Source organism: Shouchella xiaoxiensis (assembly GCF_016907895.1).
Lineage (GTDB): Bacteria > Bacillota > Bacilli > Bacillales > Bacillaceae_D > Shouchella > Shouchella xiaoxiensis.
In genome coordinates this window covers 1-20,060 of sequence record NZ_JAFBCV010000004.1, presented here as the reverse complement: position 1 = coordinate 20,060, position 20,060 = coordinate 1, and the positions used below count along the sequence as shown (strand labels likewise).

At 40.1% G+C, this 20,060-nt stretch carries 26 protein-coding genes and 1 pseudogene; 10 read left to right on the top strand and 17 right to left on the bottom strand.

Going from position 1 to position 20,060, the window contains the following annotated elements; all coding sequences use genetic code 11:
• Window positions 1-10: 10 nt before the first annotated feature.
• Window positions 11-1,735, bottom strand: a complete 1,725-nt coding sequence (locus JOC54_RS07565; protein ID WP_204465476.1) for a PTS mannitol transporter subunit IIBC — start codon at window positions 1,733-1,735, stop codon at window positions 11-13.
• 236 nt (window positions 1,736-1,971) lie between these two features.
• On the opposite strand from JOC54_RS07565, the gene JOC54_RS07560 reads away from it, so the two are divergent.
• Together JOC54_RS07560 and JOC54_RS07555 are read left to right on the top strand one after the other, a co-directional pair.
• Window positions 1,972-2,805, top strand: a complete 834-nt coding sequence (locus JOC54_RS07560; RefSeq protein ID WP_035441783.1) for a transporter substrate-binding domain-containing protein — start codon at window positions 1,972-1,974, stop codon at window positions 2,803-2,805.
• A 12-nt stretch (window positions 2,806-2,817) separates the two neighbouring features.
• Window positions 2,818-3,489 carry an amino acid ABC transporter permease gene (locus JOC54_RS07555; RefSeq protein WP_204465474.1) on the top strand — a complete coding sequence of 224 codons (672 nt, stop codon included), beginning with the start codon at window positions 2,818-2,820 and terminating at the stop codon, window positions 3,487-3,489.
• 31 nt (window positions 3,490-3,520) lie between these two features.
• Here the strand turns inward: JOC54_RS07555 and JOC54_RS07550 are convergent, their stop codons facing one another.
• Window positions 3,521-3,874, bottom strand: coding sequence for a HesB/IscA family protein (locus tag JOC54_RS07550; RefSeq protein WP_035420963.1), 354 nt, complete (start codon window positions 3,872-3,874; stop codon window positions 3,521-3,523).
• Window positions 3,875-3,946: 72 nt separating this feature from the next.
• On the bottom strand, window positions 3,947-4,120 hold the full coding sequence (locus JOC54_RS07545) for an aspartyl-phosphate phosphatase Spo0E family protein (protein ID WP_081761198.1): 174 nt from the start codon (window positions 4,118-4,120) through the stop codon (window positions 3,947-3,949).
• A 212-nt stretch (window positions 4,121-4,332) separates the two neighbouring features.
• Here JOC54_RS07545 and mqnE point away from each other — a divergent pair, with 212 nt between their 5' ends.
• Window positions 4,333-5,427 (top strand): aminofutalosine synthase MqnE, encoded by a 1,095-nt coding sequence (gene mqnE / locus JOC54_RS07540; RefSeq protein WP_035420962.1) that lies wholly within the window; start codon window positions 4,333-4,335, stop codon window positions 5,425-5,427.
• 47 nt (window positions 5,428-5,474) lie between these two features.
• Here mqnE and dapF read toward each other — a convergent pair whose 3' ends face one another.
• From dapF to JOC54_RS07525, 3 genes are read right to left on the bottom strand one after another with little or no spacing between them, the layout of a single operon-like run.
• Window positions 5,475-6,332, bottom strand: coding sequence for a diaminopimelate epimerase (dapF, locus tag JOC54_RS07535; RefSeq protein WP_204465472.1), 858 nt, complete (start codon window positions 6,330-6,332; stop codon window positions 5,475-5,477).
• A gap of 7 nt (window positions 6,333-6,339) precedes the next feature.
• On the bottom strand, window positions 6,340-6,579 hold the full coding sequence (locus tag JOC54_RS07530; RefSeq protein WP_035420960.1) for a hypothetical protein: 240 nt from the start codon (window positions 6,577-6,579) through the stop codon (window positions 6,340-6,342).
• Window positions 6,580-6,615: 36 nt separating this feature from the next.
• Window positions 6,616-6,852 carry a YuzB family protein gene (locus tag JOC54_RS07525; RefSeq protein WP_204465470.1) on the bottom strand — a complete coding sequence of 79 codons (237 nt, stop codon included), beginning with the start codon at window positions 6,850-6,852 and terminating at the stop codon, window positions 6,616-6,618.
• Window positions 6,853-7,055: 203 nt separating this feature from the next.
• Here JOC54_RS07525 and JOC54_RS23500 point away from each other — a divergent pair.
• Window positions 7,056-7,223 (top strand): annotated as a pseudogene (locus tag JOC54_RS23500) (TetR/AcrR family transcriptional regulator); the annotation flags it as partial.
• Window positions 7,224-7,619: 396 nt separating this feature from the next.
• On the top strand, window positions 7,620-8,687 hold the full coding sequence (locus JOC54_RS07520; RefSeq protein WP_437183524.1) for an NAD(P)/FAD-dependent oxidoreductase: 1,068 nt from the start codon (window positions 7,620-7,622) through the stop codon (window positions 8,685-8,687).
• Between the two features lie 46 nt (window positions 8,688-8,733).
• On the opposite strand, the gene JOC54_RS07515 is transcribed toward JOC54_RS07520, so the two are convergent.
• Both JOC54_RS07515 and JOC54_RS07510 read right to left on the bottom strand, forming a co-directional pair.
• Window positions 8,734-9,009 (bottom strand): hypothetical protein, encoded by a 276-nt coding sequence (locus tag JOC54_RS07515; RefSeq protein ID WP_204465466.1) that lies wholly within the window; start codon window positions 9,007-9,009, stop codon window positions 8,734-8,736.
• A gap of 237 nt (window positions 9,010-9,246) precedes the next feature.
• The gene (locus tag JOC54_RS07510; protein ID WP_035420957.1) at window positions 9,247-9,561 is read right to left on the bottom strand and encodes a YuzD family protein; all 315 of its coding nucleotides are present in this window, start codon (window positions 9,559-9,561) and stop codon (window positions 9,247-9,249) included.
• 138 nt (window positions 9,562-9,699) lie between these two features.
• Here JOC54_RS07510 and JOC54_RS07505 point away from each other — a divergent pair, with 138 nt between their 5' ends.
• Window positions 9,700-9,939 (top strand): NifU family protein, encoded by a 240-nt coding sequence (locus tag JOC54_RS07505; RefSeq protein ID WP_035420956.1) that lies wholly within the window; start codon window positions 9,700-9,702, stop codon window positions 9,937-9,939.
• A gap of 94 nt (window positions 9,940-10,033) precedes the next feature.
• Here JOC54_RS07505 and JOC54_RS07500 read toward each other — a convergent pair whose 3' ends face one another.
• From JOC54_RS07500 to yutH, 5 genes are all read right to left on the bottom strand, one after another.
• On the bottom strand, window positions 10,034-10,255 hold the full coding sequence (locus JOC54_RS07500) for a transcriptional regulator SplA domain-containing protein (protein ID WP_035420955.1): 222 nt from the start codon (window positions 10,253-10,255) through the stop codon (window positions 10,034-10,036).
• 48 nt (window positions 10,256-10,303) lie between these two features.
• Complete coding sequence (gene thrB / locus JOC54_RS07495) at window positions 10,304-11,197, bottom strand: homoserine kinase (RefSeq protein WP_204465464.1); 894 nt, start codon at window positions 11,195-11,197, stop codon at window positions 10,304-10,306.
• Window positions 11,198-12,265: a threonine synthase gene (gene thrC, locus JOC54_RS07490; RefSeq protein ID WP_204465463.1), complete on the bottom strand. Its 1,068-nt coding sequence runs from the start codon at window positions 12,263-12,265 to the stop codon at window positions 11,198-11,200. It abuts the gene before it with no gap.
• Window positions 12,266-13,567 carry a homoserine dehydrogenase gene (locus JOC54_RS07485; protein WP_367617774.1) on the bottom strand — a complete coding sequence of 434 codons (1,302 nt, stop codon included), beginning with the start codon at window positions 13,565-13,567 and terminating at the stop codon, window positions 12,266-12,268.
• Between the two features lie 88 nt (window positions 13,568-13,655).
• A complete protein-coding gene (yutH, locus tag JOC54_RS07480) occupies window positions 13,656-14,687 on the bottom strand; it encodes a spore coat putative kinase YutH (RefSeq protein ID WP_035441534.1) in 1,032 nt (343 codons plus the stop codon).
• A 125-nt stretch (window positions 14,688-14,812) separates the two neighbouring features.
• On the opposite strand from yutH, the gene JOC54_RS07475 reads away from it, so the two are divergent.
• Window positions 14,813-15,295 carry a phosphatidylglycerophosphatase A family protein gene (locus JOC54_RS07475; RefSeq protein WP_204465460.1) on the top strand — a complete coding sequence of 161 codons (483 nt, stop codon included), beginning with the start codon at window positions 14,813-14,815 and terminating at the stop codon, window positions 15,293-15,295.
• Window positions 15,296-15,313: 18 nt separating this feature from the next.
• Here JOC54_RS07475 and JOC54_RS07470 read toward each other — a convergent pair whose 3' ends face one another.
• Complete coding sequence (locus JOC54_RS07470) at window positions 15,314-16,069, bottom strand: TIGR01457 family HAD-type hydrolase (RefSeq protein ID WP_204465457.1); 756 nt, start codon at window positions 16,067-16,069, stop codon at window positions 15,314-15,316.
• Window positions 16,070-16,077: 8 nt separating this feature from the next.
• A complete protein-coding gene (locus JOC54_RS07465) occupies window positions 16,078-16,545 on the bottom strand; it encodes a DUF86 domain-containing protein (RefSeq protein WP_367617773.1) in 468 nt (155 codons plus the stop codon).
• 59 nt (window positions 16,546-16,604) lie between these two features.
• Here JOC54_RS07465 and JOC54_RS07460 point away from each other — a divergent pair, with 59 nt between their 5' ends.
• Window positions 16,605-16,847, top strand: a complete 243-nt coding sequence (locus JOC54_RS07460) for a hypothetical protein (protein WP_035420949.1) — start codon at window positions 16,605-16,607, stop codon at window positions 16,845-16,847.
• Between the two features lie 16 nt (window positions 16,848-16,863).
• On the opposite strand, the gene JOC54_RS07455 is transcribed toward JOC54_RS07460, so the two are convergent.
• Window positions 16,864-17,154 carry a YutD family protein gene (locus tag JOC54_RS07455; protein ID WP_035420948.1) on the bottom strand — a complete coding sequence of 97 codons (291 nt, stop codon included), beginning with the start codon at window positions 17,152-17,154 and terminating at the stop codon, window positions 16,864-16,866.
• A gap of 163 nt (window positions 17,155-17,317) precedes the next feature.
• On the opposite strand from JOC54_RS07455, the gene JOC54_RS07450 reads away from it, so the two are divergent.
• Window positions 17,318-17,926 carry a YhcN/YlaJ family sporulation lipoprotein gene (locus JOC54_RS07450; RefSeq protein WP_051991816.1) on the top strand — a complete coding sequence of 203 codons (609 nt, stop codon included), beginning with the start codon at window positions 17,318-17,320 and terminating at the stop codon, window positions 17,924-17,926.
• Between the two features lie 27 nt (window positions 17,927-17,953).
• Here the strand turns inward: JOC54_RS07450 and lipA are convergent, their stop codons facing one another.
• Complete coding sequence (gene lipA, locus JOC54_RS07445; protein ID WP_204465455.1) at window positions 17,954-18,868, bottom strand: lipoyl synthase; 915 nt, start codon at window positions 18,866-18,868, stop codon at window positions 17,954-17,956.
• 174 nt (window positions 18,869-19,042) lie between these two features.
• On the opposite strand from lipA, the gene JOC54_RS07440 reads away from it, so the two are divergent.
• Window positions 19,043-20,047 (top strand): M23 family metallopeptidase, encoded by a 1,005-nt coding sequence (locus JOC54_RS07440; RefSeq protein WP_204465453.1) that lies wholly within the window; start codon window positions 19,043-19,045, stop codon window positions 20,045-20,047.
• Window positions 20,048-20,060 lie beyond the last annotated feature (13 nt).

Sequence of the window (20,060 nt, the reverse complement as noted above, 5' to 3'; positions counted from 1 at the left end):
ATGCTATCATTTATTTTAACCGCTCAATCAATTCTTGATAACGAGGGCTGTTCATAAAATTCTCAACGGAAATATGTTCGGCATTTGGAAGCTTTTGTTTGGCACGATCCGTTAAATCCTTATGGGTAATCACAATATCTGCGTCAGAAGGAATTGAACTAATTGCGGTATTCGTTACAGATATACCCGTAATACCTGCTTTTTTAAACTTGTCTTTTAAAAGTGAGGCTCCCATTGCGCTTGAACCCATTCCAGCATCACATGCAAAGATGATTTTTTCTACATTCTCAGCTTTAGCGTGCTCTTCCGTTTCTGTTGGTTCAGCTTTAGCAGATTGAAGTTCCTCAATAATTTCATTATAGCGCGGGCTATTCATAAAATTATCTACAGATACATGAATGGCATTTGGACGTTTTTGCTTCGCACGATCTGTTAAATCTTTGTGTGTAATGACAAGATCGGCGTTATCAGGGATGTTACTAATTGATGTGTTTGATACAGAAACATCTTCAACTCCAGCTTTTTTCACGCGATCCTTCATAATTGAAGCGCCCATTGCACTTGAACCCATGCCTGCATCGCAAGCAAAGATAATGGTTGAGACATTTGCATATGCGTTTTGTCCTGCTTCAGGATTGTTTACTGTAGCAATAGCTGATGATTTCTTTCCTTTCATATCCTGCATCTTAGCTTGAGCTTCTTCAAGGTTTTCTTCTTCACCTTTTCGGTCAAATTTTAAGATTAAAGAAGCTATAGCAAATGAGATTGCTGTGGCAACAAGAATACTAAGTATAACACCTACATAACTACCCGATGCCGTAAGTAATAAAATTGAAATAACACTTCCAGGCGAAGGTACACTTACAAGCCCCGCTTCAAAAATGGTTAGGGTAAAAATTCCACCCATACCACCAAAGATAGCAGCAATAATTAAGAGAGGTTTCATTAGTACATACGGAAAGTAAATTTCATGGATTCCTCCAAAAAAGTGAATAATTCCAGCTCCGTAAGATGAGCCTCTAGCAGCTCCTTTACCAAAAATCATAAACGCTAATAGTATCCCCATACCTGGACCAGGATTCGCTTCCAGTAAATAAAGGATAGACTTCCCAGTTTCTGCTGCTTGACCTGCAGCGATCGGCCCTATAACACCATGATTTATGGCATTATTTAGAAATAAAATTTTCGCAGGTTCTATAAATAAGGAAACTAATGGTAATGCCCCGATACTTATAATTGCATCAACACCAAGTTCTAAAACGTTTGTAAAGCCTGCAACAAGAGGACCAACTGCAACTGAACCAAATAGCGCCAAAACAGCACCAATAATCCCTGCTGAGAAATTGTTTACAAGCATTTCGAATCCTTGTGGAATTCTTCCATCCATGAATTGATCAAATTTCTTAACCGCATATCCTCCAAGAGGACCCATAATCATAGCCCCAATGAACATTGGTATATCAGCAGCGACAATAACACCCATTACAGCAGTTGCCCCAACTACACCTCCACGAAAATCGTGAATCATTCTTCCGCCTGTAAAAGCAATCAATAATGGAAGCAAGTATAAAATCATTGGATCAACAAAGTTTTGAAACAGGTCAAGTCCTGTTGGAACGGCAATAGCCGTTAATATCCCCCAAGCAATAAACGCACCAATGTTAGGCATGATCATGCTGCTTAAATTACTACCAAATTTTTGTACACGAGAGCGGACGCTCTTTTTTTCAGCCATCCTGCTTTCCTCCTTTTCCTACGTATATAACGTTAATCGTATGGTAACGTTGTTTAGGGTGCCCTTCAATAAAAGGAAAATACAATTTCGTCGCATCCTTTGCGACAAAACTATATTTGAGGATAGTCTATATATATGGAAGAAAAAGTTTATAAGCTTGATTGTTTTTCCGATTAAATGCATACTTACAAATGGAATTTATTTTTTGTACATAGTTAAGGAGGCAACTGCACCTAATGAAAAAACAGCTAAGTCTATTTACATTAAGCTCTGCGCTTTTATTAACAGCTTGCGCGGACGGGGATGAACCTATTGAAGAAAGCGATCAAAATCAAGCATGGAACGATATACAAGATTCTGGTTCGATGACTGTCGCGACAGCAGGAACCTTATTTCCTACTTCCTATCATTCAGAAGAGAACGGTCTAACTGGGTATGAAGTAGAACTTGTTCGAGCTGTAGCTGACCAAATTGGCGTCGAGGTTGAGTTTGAAGAAATCGGTGTTGAAACAATGACACAGGCGTTAAACAGTGGAAGAGTGCATCTAGCTGCTAACAGCTTGGCCATTACAGAGGAAAGACAAAAGAATTTTGATTTCTCTACCCCATACAAGTTCTCATACGGAAGTGCAATTGTGCGTACTGAAGACTTATCAGGCATTGAGACAATGGAAGATCTTGAAGGAAAAATTGCGCTTGGGGCAATGAACACAACCTATATGCAAAAAGCAGAAGAATTTGGAGCGATTCCGACTTATTTTGAGAACGTAACAAATGATGTTTATTTACGTTCTGTAGAGAATGGACGAGGCGACCTCGTTTTAAATGATTATTACCTCCAGTCAATTACAGTTGATTCGATGCCAGAAATAGATGTCCAAATTCATCCAACTTTGTTTTATGATCCGACTGAACAGGGCTTTATGTTTGCGAAAGATGAGCCGCTTCTAGTAGATGCGATCAACGACGCCCTTGAAAAACTACTCGAAGATGGGACTGCCACAGCGCTTTCAGAAGAGTTTTTCGATGGTCATGATGTTACTGAACTTCCTGATATTGATTTTGAGTAAGGAGGATAATGAATGAGTTCATTTGATCTGTCTTTGGCAATTGAATCGTTCCCCTTTATCCTAAAGGGTCTTCAATATACGCTTTTAGTAGCTTTTATTAGCATGGGACTCGCTTTAATTCTTGGTCTTTTTTTAGCTCTTGGAAGAATGTCTTCACGAATCTATCTGCGTTGGCCTTGTATGCTGTTCATTTCATTTAATCGTGGAGTACCGATTCTTGTTCTGCTTTTTTTACTGTATGCAGCCTTACCGGAAATTGGCTTGAGCTTTAGTGCAGTTACAGCGGCAATCATTGGCTTTAGTTTAAACACAGCTGCTTATGTCGCAGAGGTCAATCGATCAGCGCTATCTTCTGTTCCTATTGGACAACAGGAAGCTGCGTCTTCTCTAGGCTTAAAAAAATGGCAGACAATGCGCTTTGTTATCCTCCCACAAGCAACGAGAATTGCTTTACCACCGCTGAGCAACGTGTTTTTGAGCTTAGTTAAATCAACATCGATTGCCTCAACGATTGCTTTGCCTGAATTGATGTACCAAGCAAGAATTATCGGTGGGAGAGAATTTAATTATTTTACCGTGCTCGTTGTTGCAGCACTCATCTATTGGGCGATTTGCTCGATTCTCTCATGGTTTCAGCGCTATTTGGAAAAACGTTTTAATACGTATGTTGATCCTTCAAACTAAAAAAAGAACCGACTCGAGTCGGTTCTTTTTGTTAACAATTTTCAGGAGTACCTGCATTGACGGCTGTGCGAAATGAAGATCCGCAGCCACAGTTGGCAATTGCGTTCGGATTATCAATTGTGAATCCGCCGCCCATCATGTTTTGCTTATAATCAATCACAAGCCCTTTTACAATTGGCTCGCTTTCCTTATCAACTAAAACATCCATACCATTTACATGGATAAGCGTGTCTTCCTCGCTCTTTTCGTTGTCAAAACCCATACCGTAAGAAAGACCCGAACAGCCTCCTCCTTTTACGCCAATTCGAAGCATAAGTGAATCATCGTCCTCGCCTTCTTTCATTGAAAGAATTTGAGCTACCGCTGCATCCGTTAGAGTAATCATGTTCATACCTCCCTAAGTTCAATCTTTAATCAGTATAAATCCTTTTTACGTTCATCTCAAGTCATCAGCTTCTCATCGTGTACGATATCGCTTCTCGAGCTTCATTAAGTCGTTATGAAGAAGATCAATTTCTTTGCTATATGTCAAAACAAGGGGGTGAGTTAAGCCATGCTTATTTGCAGCTTGAAGCATTTTTTCCCGTAGAAACTCTAATTTTTCTACATGCTTCTCGTTGTATGGAATCATTCCTTTGCCCCCTTAGTAATATCTATTCACTATTATGTATATTACCTGCATTTTACAGCAGGTGCAATAAGAAGATATTCACATTTTGAATCGCAACATAACAGATGTCGTTCCTTTCTTTCTGAAATATCTAGTAGTATAATAAACGGGAGCTAGAAAAATAGATTTCGTTTCTCGTATAGATAGCGATGTTCCAAAGGAGGACTACGAAGATGAGTGTGTTACTTACTGACACGAAGCTTCAAGGTGTTAAAGAGAAAGTGTTACACGGAGAACGCTTGTCAATTGAAGATGGGCTAACTTTATATGAAACCCCTGACTTACTAGGTGTTGCACAACTTGCCAATCTAGTAAACGAACGAAAAAATGGTCAGAACGTTTACTTTATTGAAAACCTCTATATTAACCCTACAAATGTGTGTGAAGCGAATTGTGGGTTTTGCGGGTTTAAACGAAAGCCCGGTGAAGAAGGCGCATATACAATGGATGAAGAGGCATTGTTAAAGTATGTTTCTGACCGTTGGAACGACAATATTCGCGAGTTTCATATTGTTGGTGGTCATAACAATGAAGTTGGATTTGACTACTACGTCAATATCGTTCGAACATTAAAGAAACATTATCCCCAGGTTACTGTCAAAGCATATACTGGTGCTGAAATTGAGTTCTTCTCACGTCTTGCCGGTATCTCAATGAAAGAAGTTATCCAAACGTTAATGGATGCTGGCTTATCGACATTAACTGGTGGTGGAGCTGAAATACTTACTGAGCGCTATCGCGCCATTATGAGTCCTGAAAAAGCTTCAACCGATCAATGGCTTGAGGCCCATGAAACTGCACATAACTTAGGTCTTCGGACTCACTCCACCATGCTTTACGGTTCTGTTGAATCAAGCGAAGAACGCTTAATCCATATGCAGCGTGTTCGGGAATTACAAGACCGCACAAACGGATTTATGGTTTTTATTCCACTGGCAATGCAGCCTAAGAATATTAAAGCCGGCTTAAATCGTCGTACATCAGCTTATGATGATATGCGTACAATCGCAGTTAGTCGCTTGATGCTTGATAACTTCCCGCATATTAAAGCCTACTGGATTAACATTGGTGTTCAATTGACACAAATGGCGCTGACGTTCGGTTCAAGTGATATTCACGGCACACTGATTGAAGAGCGTATCTCTCACTCTGTTGGAGCCCTTACTTCGGCTGGAATTACGCGTAAAGAATTAATTCATATGATCAAAAGCGCTGGCAAAAAACCGGTTGAGCGCGACACGTTTTACAACATCATTAAAGAGTATTAAAAAAAAAGAGAACCTGCTTGATCAAGCAGGTTCTCTTTTTCCTTTTTTTAAGAGTGCGTGTATACCGCACCTGTGCATATATATTCCGCCGGACCAGTCATTATTACATTTCCTTCACTCAACCAAGTAACCGTCAAATCGCCACCTAATAAATGAACCGTTACTTCTACATCTTGCTCGCTATATCCATTTAAAACACTAGCAACAACAGCAGCGCATGCGCCCGTTCCACATGCTTGCGTCACGCCAGTCCCTCTTTCCCACACGCGAAAATGAAGCTCCGACGGGCTTACAACTTCAACCCACTCGACGTTTACCCAGTCCGGAAATGCTTCATGCTTCTCCAGCAAAGGTCCATGTGCCATTATTGGAGCATTCTCAATCGACTCTACAAATTGAACGGCATGAGGGTTACCCATTGAAACAGCCGTTATTTCAACCATTTCACCGCTAATGTCCAGTTGTTCACCGACAACCTGATCATGTCTTTGTGTTCCAACCATTGGAATCTGACTTCGTTTTAACTGTGGCTGCCCCATGTTAATTGTTACGTTTTGTACCATTCCTTGCTCGTCTGGATAAACAGTTGCTTGAACAGGTCCACCTAGTGTTTCAATCGAAAATTGACTTTGATGGACAAGCCCTTTGTCAAAGCTATATTTCGCGACACAGCGCAAACCGTTTCCACAATTCTTTGCTTCTGAACCATCATTATTAAATACACGCATTTTGACAGCGCACGATGATGAAGGCATAATTAAAATCATTCCGTCCGCGCCAATACCTCGATTTGGATCTGCCAAATGAATCGCTGTTTCAGCCAGCTTCTCTTCGGGTATGTTTTCTTCAAACATGTTTATATAAATGTAACTGTTTCCTAAACCATGCATTTTTGTGAAATTCATTTTATACTCACTTTCTTAAGGGTTCATTCGCCCAAAAATAGTCTGAATCTGCCTCTACTATCGTCATTACACGATGACAACATGGCATAACAAGACGCACTTTAAACTGTTCTTTTGCTAGCTTTAACTCTCGAGCCTTCATATGTGTAAGCACATGTTCTTCTCCACAATAGGGGCATTGTTCAACATAGATATCCTTGCCTTGCTGTTCATAAGGCCATGTATGACTAAAGGGTAAAAAGTCCATAAGTCGCACTCCTTCTTGTGCCACGATCTTTTTTTGCTAAAACTCTTCGTTTTCATCTATATAAGTATAGCTGTTAATGACTAGCTCTTTTGGCGTATCACCAGTAATGGCTTTGCCTAAAACAAGTGCAAAATGTTCTTGATTACATAAGCCACAATGGCTCAAACAGCCATACTCAACTGTGTCAACATTCGGGTCTCTCTGAAATTCCTCCATGGCATCATGAGAACCGTTTGCTAAATTACTAAGACAGAATTCGATTAATGGTCTCATATGCGTCACCTCAATTGTTATGCTACTTTGTCACTATCGTAAAGTCAATCTGTTCGATTACTCTTTTAAAAAGAAACGTCGAAATACGGGTTGTCGAATGTCTTAGCAATCGGTATAATCAAAACTGACCAGGGTCATTTTTGAGTGGTTGGATGCAATAAAGCGAGGTGAACTTGCCACCGCTTCTCTTGTGGCCGAATGTAATGACAATTATCCAAAAAAAATCTCGAACTCGAACAGCCATTTTAGCTGCAGCTGTTACTTTATTCTATGAAAAGGGATTTCAATCCACGACCGTCCAAGAAATTACGACAAAAGCAAAAGTGGCCAAAGGAACTTTTTTTAATCACTTCCCGACTAAAGAATCTGTTTTGCATGCGCTTGCAGAAGAACGCTTAACTGATTTACCACAGTTCCGGGCTACGATCCCAGCTCATTCGTTTTCAATCTTATCTCAGATTCGTGCTACATTCTTATTTCTGTTGAAGGATTACGACATTCACCCTGCTTTAACGGCGCAGATATGGAAGCAAGTTGCTGAGAATGCACCTATTCTGCTCGAACATTGGACGCTGCTATTAAGGGAAGCAGAACTGGAATTGTCTCGGGAACAAACGATTCATTTTTCCCATATTGTTAATAGCCATATGGCTTATACCATGCACGCATTTAAAAATGAGCCTACTCGCTTAGGGCTTGTAAAAAAAGTCATGGCTCTCATTGAAACAAGTTTTGAAGCTATTTCATACAAAAGGAGACCGCTTTCCATGAAGAAACTCGTTGTACTAGGAGCAGGATACGGAGGCATGCGCGTTTTGCAGCGATTGCTTCCAAATGATCTTCCTAAAGATTGGGAAATCATATTAGTCGACCAACTGCCATACCATTGTTTAAAAACAGAATACTATGCACTTGCAGCCGGAACAGCATCTGATCACCATCTGCGCGTATCTTTTCCAGAAGATGGTCGTTTGCAAATAAAATATTCAACAGTAACCGCAATTCATCCAAAAGATCATTTTATTGAACTTGCTAATGGCGAATCACTGCAGTTTGACAAATTAGTGATCGGTCTCGGCTGTACAGATAAATACCACGGCGTTCCAGGAGCCGATCAGTATACGCACAGCATTCAAACAATGGGTGCAACTCGTCGTACGTATGAAGCACTTAATAATGTACGACCAGAAGGCATAGTCTCCATAGTTGGCGCTGGATTAAGTGGGGTTGAGCTTGCAAGTGAGCTTCGTGAAAGTCGTCCTGATTTAACGATTCGCTTGTTTGATCGTGGCGATTCTGTCATGTCTCAATTTCCCAAGAAGCTTAGCTCCTATGTGCAAAACTGGTTTGTTGAACACGGAGTTGACGTGAGTAATAATTCAAACATTACTAAGGTCGAGCCAGGGGCCTTATACAATCATGACGAACGGATTGAAAGCGATGCTGTTATCTGGACAGCTGGTGTACAGCCAGTTGATGTCGTTCGCGAACTGGATGTCGAAAAAGACCGCTCTGGTAGAGTTGTCTTAACGCCACAGCACTTTATTCCAAATCAGCCGGACATCTTTGTTGTTGGTGATTGTGCGAGCTTACCACAAGCGCCTAGCGCCCAGCTTGCTGAAGGCCAAGCCGAGCAGATTGTGACGATCTTGAAATTACAATGGAAAGACGAAGCTTTACCCGAACAAATGCCTCGTATTAAATTAAAAGGCGTGCTTGGATCACTCGGCAAAAAGCATGGTTTTGGTATGATGGGTGAACGCCCTCTAACAGGTCGTGTAGCTCGCATGTTAAAAAGCGGTGTTCTCTGGATGTACAAATACCACTCAGGTTAATTCGATAATGAAAAGCGCTTTAGGTAATGGACCTAAAGCGCTTTTTTTAGTCAATTGGTAACTCTAGTAATACAGCTAAATGAATGCCTTCCACTGGATCCAAATAGCGACCAATAACCCCTCCAAAGCTTCTATCTTCTTCGTAATAGCCTAACTCTTGAATGACTTCATCGTTACTTAGAAAGGCAATCGAATAGTCAGGTGAGGGCAAGTCTAGATTCGATACACTTGCTGTGTCAGCTTGATTTAATTCATTTGCAAGATTTTTAATAAAATCAGCATCTTTAATGACAGCAATCTCCTCACCAGTTGATGCTTGCATTACTGAAATAGCCTCGCTAGGTTCGAGGAATAAATGATTATTTTGACAAGCTCCAAGCGTTAGAAGGATAAAACAACCAATGATTAATCTGCTAGAATGTTTTATTCAATCTCCACCTAACCTTTAACCAAAATGAATGAACTCGGAATAAATGTTTATCTACACAAAATCTCTTTCATCTGTAATTATCTATTGCTAGGAATTTTTTATACTTCTCGGTTCTTTTCTTCAACTTCTTTAAGAATTAGCAAACAGCTCATCGACTTTCTGGGAAACCATTTTTAAGTTTGGATTTCCTTCTGCAACAACGTCGCCATTTAGAATGACAAGCGGATAAAAATACTCGTCGTTTAAGATTGCCTCAGCGAACTTCTGCTCTTCTTCCGTAATCGGTTCCTCAATATCGACGTAGTGAAACGTCATTGGCTTTTCTGGATATTTTCTTACTAATGCAGCCTCTAGCCATTCCATTGTTTCCCGAGCACTTGGCAAATGGACACATGATGCGCACTTTTGCTCTGCACCATAAATTGTAAATTGGATTGTAGCCATAAAGACCCTCCTCTTCTTCTTTTTAGAGTACACGAACACTGTTTAACTAGGCAACGAAAAATTTAATACAGCAGATGCATGGATTTTTTTTAATTCGCCTATTATAATGGAGTATAAGAAAGAAAGGAGTGATTTCTAATGGAAACAAGCACGGATATGATTGAACAAGTTCAGGAAGTATTAGATAAACTTCGTCCGTTCCTACTACGTGATGGTGGAGACGTGGAGCTTGTTGATGTTGAGGATGGAATTGTTAAAGTACGCCTTTTAGGCGCTTGCGGTTCTTGCCCAAGTTCAACAATTACGCTAAAAGCCGGTATTGAGCGCGCACTTCTTGAAGAAGTTCCTGGCGTTTCGGAGATCGAGCAAGTTTTTTAAACACCATTTATTCAGCAACAAAGGCTTCTTCCTTTGTTGCTTTTTTATGATTAAAAAGACAGTCTCTTAAGCATGAGAGACTGTCTTTTTCTTTTTACATAATGTATTGATTGTACACATTCTCAGCTTCTTCGTAGGAAGCAAACACCGCATCATCATCTTCAAGCGTATGATAATAGTCATACACGACAACAGATGCTCCCAACGCATCAATTGAAATATACCCTTCCTGAATTGTAGAGACTGTTGGTGTATGGGGATTGCTATAAATAATAAACACTGTTTGACCATCTTTTAACTCACTAATTTGTAGCATCCATTCTTCCTCCCTTTTTGACGATTAGTATGCCATCAATAAGAAAGACTATGCTTGTGCGACTGAAATTGCTGAACCAAGTAATGCGGGTTTTATTTCTTCAGCAATATGAGTAGGAAATGCATCATTGACTTTGTAAGCGACGCTAGCTGTAGCTCCTGGTTCAACAAAACACAATAAAATTGGACCTGCTCCACTTAATGCAGCTCCGAAAATCTGACTATCTTCTTTAGCAAATTGAAATAGCTTATCCATCTCTGGAACAACGGTGTTTCTATAAGGTTGATGAAATTGATCCTCCATCATTAATTTACCTGCTAATTTCCAATTATTCATTACACAAGCAGCTGTCACGACATTTGCCAACGCGCTTGCTTCAACAGCTACACTAAAATCCAATTTCTTTGGTAACAACGCCCGTGCTTTTTTTGTTGCCAACGTCTCACTTGGGATGACTGCAACCATTTCAACCTCGGGATTTTCAATATGAATAATATCTGTATCATCCTGCCTGTGCGCACCAATGACAAGTCCTCCGTAAATGGATGCTGCCACATTATCTGGATGACCTTCCCACAATGAAGCAATCCGGGCTTTGTCCGCTTTTGACACAGCTGACCTACAAAAATAACTTGCTAATTCAATACCTGCAACAGTCGCCGCTGCACTAGAACCAAAGCCTTTTGCAAGAGGGATTTCATTTTCCATTTTTACATGACAAGGAGGAAGCGAACTCCCAAAATGCTTACTGGCAAATGAAGCAGCTTCTGTGATTAAATTTGTCGGCTTGAGGTTTGTTAACCCTGGCGAATCGCACTCAAACACCCATTGCTCCGCTTGAGATCCTTCTAAATACAGGTATTTGTTAAGCGCCAGTCCAATTGAATCGAAGCCTGGCCCTAAATTTGCCGTGCTAGCTGGAACCGTTATCGAAAACATCATTTACACCAGCGCTTCCTGTTGAACTAAGTATGTGTGCAAGGCTTCTTTTGATAGTTCAAATGCAAGCGGTTTAACATTTGATACATCCAAAGCGGTTGTTGGATCTTTTAGACCGTTTCCTGTTAAAATCGCTACAACTTGCGCTTTCTGTTTAATCTTCCCGGATTGTACTTGTTTTTTAACACCCGCGATTGCGGCACAAGATCCAGGTTCAGCAAACACGCCTTCTTTTGAAGCAAGTTCTTTGTATGCAGCTAGTATTTCTTCATCACTAACTTTATCAATGACCCCGTTGGATTCATTTAAAGCAACAACAGCCTTTTCCCAACTTGCAGGGTTACCAATTCGAATTGCACTAGCAATCGTTTCTGGGAAGTCAATTACTTTGTTGTGCACGATAGGTGCCGCACCAGCAGCTTGAAATCCATGTAATTGTGGCAGACCTGTTTGTGATGCATGATTAAATTCTTTAAATCCTTTCCAATAAGCGGAGATATTCCCTGCATTTCCGACTGGAATAGCTAGTATTTCTGGTGCTTTTCCAAGCTGTTGACAAATCTCAAAAGCTGCCGTTTTCTGACCTTCAAGACGATAAGGATTAACAGAATTAACAAGGGCAATTTCTTTTGACTCACTTAGTTCTCGAACAAGAGCGAGAGCATGATCAAAGTTGCCTTCAATCTCAATCATTTCAGCCCCATACATCGCTGCCTGAGCCAGTTTACCTTGAGCGATTTTTCCTTTAGGCATTACAACCACGACTCGAAGATTTGCTCGAGCACCATATGCCGCCGCTGACGCTGCCGTATTTCCCGTTGAGGCACAGATAATCGTTGTTGCACCTGCTTCTTTCGCTTTTGCAACAGCCATAACCATTCCGCGATCTTTAAAAGATCCTGTTGGGTTTGCACCTTCATATTTTATATGCAACTGAATTCCCCATTCGGCTGAAAGAGTATCCAGACGAATGAGTGGGGTATTTCCTTCTCCTAACGATAACGCAGGTGTTTGTTCTGTCATTGGCAAATACGAGCTGTATTGTTCAAGCAACCCTTTCCATTGATTCATCTACTCTCCTCCTTCAACGCGATAATAACTTGCAACTTTATCAACTGCACTAAGTTGATTTAAAGCGATCAATAATTTTTTTATAATGGCTACGCTTGAGCTGTGAGTAACGAGAACAATCTCTGCAAGTTCAGTCTGATTCTCTAGAGGCAGCTGTAGTAATTTTTCAAAACTAACGTCATGTTGTGCAAAAAGATTCGTTACCGCTGCAAATGTGCCTGCTCGATCGTAAACATGCAAACGAATAAAGTACTGAGATTGAATTTCATCTTCTGTTTTAAATGTTGATTGAAATAGCGGTGTTTGATAAGAATAACCATTCACTCGTCGCTGCATATTTTTCATTACAGCTACTAAATCACTTACAACGGCTGTAGCAGTAGGAAGTGAGCCTGCGCCTGGTCCATAAAACATCGTTTCGCCAACAGCCTCGCCGTGAACAAGAACGGCATTAAACTCGTTATGCACATTTGCTAATGGATGAGCGTTTGGCAACAAGGTAGGCTCAACCCGAACTTCAATCTGACCTTCATCTTTTTGCGCCACCCCAATTAGCTTCATAGTATAACCGAGCTGTTGACAGAAAGCTAAGTCAACATCGGATACTTGCCGAATACCTTTGACAGAAACATCTTCTATTTGTACGGGTGAGGAAAAAGCAAGCGAGGAAAGAATAGCCATTTTTCTTGCGGCATCAATTCCATCCACATCGGCAGTTGGATCTGCTTCTGCATACCCAAGTTCCTGCGCTTCCAGTAAAACATCATCAAAAGTTCGGTTATTTGCACTCATTTTTGTTAACATGTAGTTCGTTGTTCCATTCACAATCCCCATTATTTTCGTTAACTTATCTGCTGAAAGTCCTTCAGATATCGTTCGTATAATGGGTATGCCTCCAGCTACACTTGCCTCGTAAAAGAGATCGCACTTTTGCTCATTAGCCATTTGTAATAATGTTGATCCGTGTTCAGCCATTAAGTCCTTATTTGCAGTAATGACATGTTTTTTTTCTTTTAAAGCTCGCTCGACCAGCAAACGAGTTTCTTCTATTCCACCCATTACTTCAATTACAGCCTCAATCGAAGGATCTTCAATAATATCATTGGCATTTTCCGTTAATTCAAGATTAGACAACCAGCTTTCTCGCACTTTTTTTTTATCTTTTACAAGTGCTCGTTTGATAACAATTTTTCTGCCAATTTGATGAGATAAGGTTTCTTGGTGATGCTTGATAATAGATGCGACACCTGTTCCAACTGTTCCTAAACCTAATAAACCTACTTGAATTTCTCTCTCCTCCACTTTATCACCCCGTGTCCTCTTTAAAAAAACAACTGTATATATATAATGGACATTATAGAGTGTATTCTTTTTCATATCAAGACTTTTTTCAAAGCTTTTGACCAATTAACCAATCTAACTCTGGGAAAGACCGGTTTCTACTTAACTTTGCCTCTTCAGCAAATTCTCCTAGAAAAGTCGTATTTGTTTTTTCTACATCCAAAAATGCTTGAAACTGTTCAGTAAACAGAGTTTGTTCATGTGGCAATTGTGCACGATAATAATTTTCAAGAATTTCAAAGTAATGTAAGGGGAACAACAACCTAGAAAACATGAGTTGCCATGTATATGCTGATAATATTTGTGTTTGTTCATACCCTTCTAAAAACGTTGATAGTTCATTCCGTGAATTTTGTTCTAGCCGTTTACTCCGCATCCATTCTGCTAGGTCACGAGCGGGGTGGTCAAACAAGAATGAGGTAGGCGGTTTAATAATTTGACCATTTTCAGAAATGCGCATCCAGCTTTTTTCACTAAAACGACGATGGCAAATGGTGCCTACATCTCGAGGCTCCATTGGCACATCCAGTTGCGTATCAACAGCATACTGAATTGCATTTTCTGTTATGCCCATAAAATAAGGGTACGTATATAAAAAAGCTTCATCTGTTCCTGTTTTAGGCCCCTGTGAATTGACTTGTTGATACCATCCCTCTAGCTGTTCAAGCCTTGTTGACCACAATGTAGGCCATGGAGAAATAGTGGCTTTTCTCCATTGATCGAATCCTTGCTGTCCTTTTTGATGCCAAGTATGCAATTGATTACCGAGATCCCAAGATGATTGGATGCGAATTCCCCTATCTTCCCCCCAATTAGGTAAGCGAAAAAGATAGACCTCCTGTCCATCCACTAAAGTTGAATTCTGGTTCGTATTGTTTAAAATTAATTCCAAAACAGATTCGTCGCCAGTCTGACGCATAAAGGTGGCGAATGCGACCATCACGCTCTCTTCGGTTTGCATCTCATCCTTCGGTACAATTAAATAGGCTTGGTTATTCGCAATAAAACCTTCATAGTCACCAATAGAAAACCGCTCTTCACAGTAAAGTTTATATTGATCATACACATTTCGTTCGAGCACGTTTTCCCCTCCTCAGACGTCTATCCTTTTATCTAGTCTATGACCCAACCGCATAAAATGTGTGCACACACGTAGACTAGAAATAAGAATGCTCTGAAGTTGTTTTTTATGAGGGGGAATTACACTTGGATGAAGTTGAACAGACAGCCCGTGCTTTATTAACGGACCGAGGCGTGTTGCTTTCTGACATCGCAGCGCTCGTATACGAATTGCAAGCACACTATCACCCAGGCTTAACGTTAGAAACCTGTCTAGCAAATGTAGATCGTGTTTTATCAAAACGCGAAGTACAAAACGCCGTGATTACTGGCATTCAATTAGATATATTGACGGAAAAAAAAGCACTGGATGAACCGTTGCAAAGCATTTTAGAACGAGATGAAGGACTTTACGGAGTAGATGAAATTATTGCTTTATCGATTGTCAATGTTTACGGATCAATCGGATTTACTAATTATGGCTATATCGATAAACTAAAACCCGGAATCCTTCAGCGACTAAATGATAAATCAAGTGGCATTTGCAATACGTTCTTAGATGATATTGTAGGCGCGATTGCGGCAGCTGCATCAAGTAGACTTGCACATAGAAAAGCACACGTCGAATAATAATCGACGTGTGCTTCTTTACAACAAGCTCCAATTAATTAGCGAAGGAATACTATATGTAGGCTGTTCATCAAATGATTGACAAGATACGGTAACACCTGTCTGAACATGAATCGTGTCCATCTTAGCGCGAATACCAGCTAAAATATCCGTTTCGTAATTATCCCCAACAAAAACGGTCTCTAGCGCATTAAAACCCAACTGATTAACAGCCGTATGAAGAATTTCTGCACTTGGTTTTCCAATAACAACAGGTTCTGTATTTGCAGCGTATGCAATGGCTTGTGCAATTGCCCCGTTGCCGCAAACGAGTCCATTTTCCTGTGTAATCATTCGATCAGGGTTCGTTGCAATAAAAGTAGCACCATTCACGATACATCTCGCTGCTACGCTCATCTTATCGTGGGTTATTTTTCGGTCTAATCCTACCACAACAAGGTTCGGGCGAATTGAATCTTGCCTATACTGTGAGAACGCTTCCTGAAGACCGACCTCGCCAATAACAAAAACAGAGACATCTCTATAATGCTTGCGTACATACGCTGCCGTAGCAATACTGGACGTTACAACTTGCCGCGCTTCCACTTTTACTCCTAAGTTAGTTAATTTCTTCGCAACCTGATCTGGGGTTTGCGTGGAGTTGTTCGTCACAAAGCCATAGGGAATGTTTTTTAACTCCAATTGATTTAAAAACTGGATTGCACTGGAAATCGCTTTATTTCCGTGGTAAATCGTACCATCTAAGTCAAATAAGTAACTTTTGTATGCCTTCATTGTTTTTTCTACTTTCTTTCAGTCTCAGAATCGGGAATAAACGCAGTAATTACCCCTAACTCATTTTGCAAATAAGCTCTAATTTGTATTGGAAAGGCCTTTACACTGTTATGACTCGCTCGTAATTGTTTCGCTAATCGTTCGTAGTCTAGCTCTCTGTAATTGTAAGAAAGTTCTTTTCGAACCCGAATTAACGCTTTTAGATGAATAGCATCCTCTGAAGAAATAACTCTCTCATCAAGCATGATGTCAATTATATCCTCATATCCACCTGGATCTCGCATAATAAATCCGTCAATCATTTGGTTTCCCACATCAATAATTGATTCAATTAAGACCGACGCTATTCTTTCTAAAGCTAACTGATCAATCGGAGCAGTTGAAAACGTATGTGTTTCTTGTAAATCAACGAGTTTCTCTATATATAGCAGCTCTTGTTCAATACGGTTTTGATCAATAAAATACAACTGACTCACTCCTTCGTCTTCCTCATTATATCTTCTGTTTTGGACAAGCTAGTAGCGGGGGTGACGAAATGACTAAGAAACGCTATACAGACTTTGAGAATGTCGAGGCAGGCCATAACTATATTGTTCCTGAAGCAACTCCTGAAGGTCCTTATGGCTCACCATTCAATAAGGATACTCCTGTTGTAAATAAACAAACGGAATGGGAAGAGGGTCAGCGAGAATATAGCGCGTTTAATTATCTCGATAAGAAACAACACGCTGGCCTGCCAAGAAAATACCCAAATCATCACCCTACACATGATGAGTAAAAGCGAAATCCCGCTTTTACTCTTCTTTTGCTTGTTTTTTTATGCGACCTAAAACAAAATACGCACAGCCAAAATTACAATACTCATATAAATAATCTGGCAACGTACTGATCTTCTTATCAAATGTTGATTTTTTATTTTTATCATCAAAGAAACCACGGAGACGCAATTGATTGTAGCCCCAATCGCCAACGACATAATCATATTTATTTAGTACATCACTATAACGAGCTTTGAACGCTTCTTCGTCCCAACCCTCTTTTTCATTTTGTAAAATTTCATAATCGACACCGCAAATGCTAATCATGTATCCACCTCTAATTAACTCATTATCCATTTATTTTAACATATTTCTTCCCACATTTTCTCATCTTCATTATAAAGCAACTAACCATAATTTGTTACCTCTAAGCCAACTAAATCGTGGCATGCTACTAAAAAGCTTTTACAAGAGAATGGAGGATTATTACATGAAAAAAAGGTTAAGCTTATTGCTATTTTTACTGTTAGTAACGGCATGTAACCAGCAAAGCAATGATGGCATGTATCAAACAAATGAAGCTCGTCAAACACCTCGCGGCACAGAGTATGATTCCAATCAAATGGCTCGTGGCTATGGTTATTCACGTCATACTTACGAAGAAATGCAACAAAATAACGATCATGCCGGTGCTCTTGTTGTTAACCGCGATATGCTTGCAGAGGGTATCTCTCGCATGCTTGTCGACAATCGCTCCATTAATGAAGCCGCCGTTTTGATTACTGATAAATATGCGCTTGCTGTATATGAACAACAAGATGATGGTCAACCCGAAAACTTAGTTGCCGATCAGGTAAAACGGTCTGTTATGGCGTCGATTCCTAGCTTTTACGAAGTCTACGTCTCAAATGATCCATCTCATATTAAAGAAATTGCACGTTATGAAAACGTAACTGCTGGTAGCAAAGAGTACGCTTGGATGATTAAGGAAACAATTGAAGAGATGAAAACACGACCTCAAGGAAATGTCGATATTGAAATGGATAAAGATATGGATATTATGCGGAAAAAACAAGAGGAGTTACGACAAGGAAATTAACGGACATGCTCTGCATGTCCGTTCGTTTTATACCTCTTGATTTTGCACTTTTTTTGCTTCTAAATTTACTTGAGCTTGGTTTACTTGTTCATCTGCATGATAAGAAGAGCGAACAAGTGGACCTGCTTCACAATGACTAAATCCTTTTTTTAACGCAATTTCCTTTAATTCAGCAAATTCATCAGGGTGATAGTATTTAATTACGTTTAAATGTTTTTTTGTCGGTTGCAAATATTGTCCAATCGTTAAAATATCCACATCATGAGCCCGCAAATCATCCATCGTTTCAATAATTTCTTCTTTCGTTTCACCAAGTCCAATCATGATACTTGATTTGGTTGGTATGTCTGCATGCATCTCTTTTGCTCGTCGCAAGAATTCAAGCGTGCGATCGTACTTTGCTCTGGCTCGTACTTTTGGCGTTAATCGACGGACTGTTTCAATATTATGATTCATAATATTAGGACGAGCATCCATCAAAGTTTGTAAGCTTGCTTCATTCCCTAACATATCTGAGGGAAGGACTTCAATCGTACAGAAGGGGTTTTTTCGTCTAATCGCTCGGACTGTTTCAGCAAATACAAACGAGCCCCCATCTTTTAAATCATCCCTAGCGACTGCCGTTATAACCACATGTTTTAAGCCCATCATTTCAACAGAATCCGCAACACGTTCCGGCTCCTCTAAATCCAATTCTGTTGGCAAACCGGTCTTTACCGCACAAAAACGGCAGCCTCGTGTACAAATATCTCCTAAAATCATAAACGTAGCTGTTTTTCTAACAGCCCAGCATTCATGAATATTCGGACACCTAGCTTCTTCACAAACCGTATGTAATTTTTTTTCGCGCATCATTTTCTTTAAACCCGTGTAGGATTCATTTGTATTTAATTTAATTTTTAACCATTCAGGCTTTCGTTGATACTCATCTTTTTTTGTCATAACCAGCATCCCTTCTTTGGGAATTTTCATAATTAATGATGTCTGTCTAATCGTACCATGTTTTAAAGTGTTGACCAACCTTCTTTTTAGACAAATTTGGTAAGCATTTTTAGACATGATTTTTATTGTTTTTACGAAACCTAACAAAAAGCTTTAGAAAGGAGTCTGTATGATATGTTCACTTTACGACGAATAATCTGCTTGTTATTAGCCCTATTCCTTTACTTATCGTCGTTACCTCCTCTTACAGCTGAAGCAGCTGACGTCAATCCTTATCAGGAACGACTAGCATTATACAAAAAGATGGAAACAGTCACGAATGTTCCTTGGTATTATTTAGCAGCGGTAGATTCTTATGAACGTGGATTACGGAAAGCACGGCGTGATCGACCAGATGCAGAAGGTTTTATTTCCATTTATTATGCACAGGAAGAGTGGGTTGGTCCGTTAAATCCGAATAAAGATGATGTCGATCCTACTACAATTAGCTTGTTTGAAGGAATTGGATTAGATGGGAATGGCGATGGCAAAGCGCTTTTATCGGACGATGAAGACGTGCTCTATACTTTAGCTCGCTATCTTGAGTCATATGGATTTACAGAGGAAGATTTCCGCATAGCACTTTGGCATTTTTATCAACGTGAGCAAAGCGTTACAATCGTGTCTGGTCATGCATTAATTTATAAACAACACCAACGATTAGATTTACACAACCACGCTTTTGTGATGCCTCTTAACCATAACTACAGCTACAAAAGTACATGGGGTGATCGCCGCGGCTGGGGCGGCAGACGGATTCATGAAGGTACTGACCTCTTCGCTAATTACAACGTACCGATCCAGTCAAGCTCTCACGGTATAGTAGAAACAATTGGCTGGAATCCATATGGAGGTTGGCGTGTAGGAATACGTGATTTAGATAATATTTATCATTACTATGCTCATCTAAATGGGTTTGAAAAGGGAATTGAGAAAGGTACGATCGTGGAGGCTGGTCAAATTATAGGCTACTGCGGATCATCTGGATACGGAAAGCCCGGAACACAAGGAAAGTTCCCACCTCACTTACATTACGGAATGTATCGTGACAATGGCATAACAGAGTGGTCTTTTGATCCGTTTCCATCCCTCAAACAATGGGAACGAACGGCCAAGCAAGCAAAAAAGAGCAAAGCATAATGAATGCTTTGCT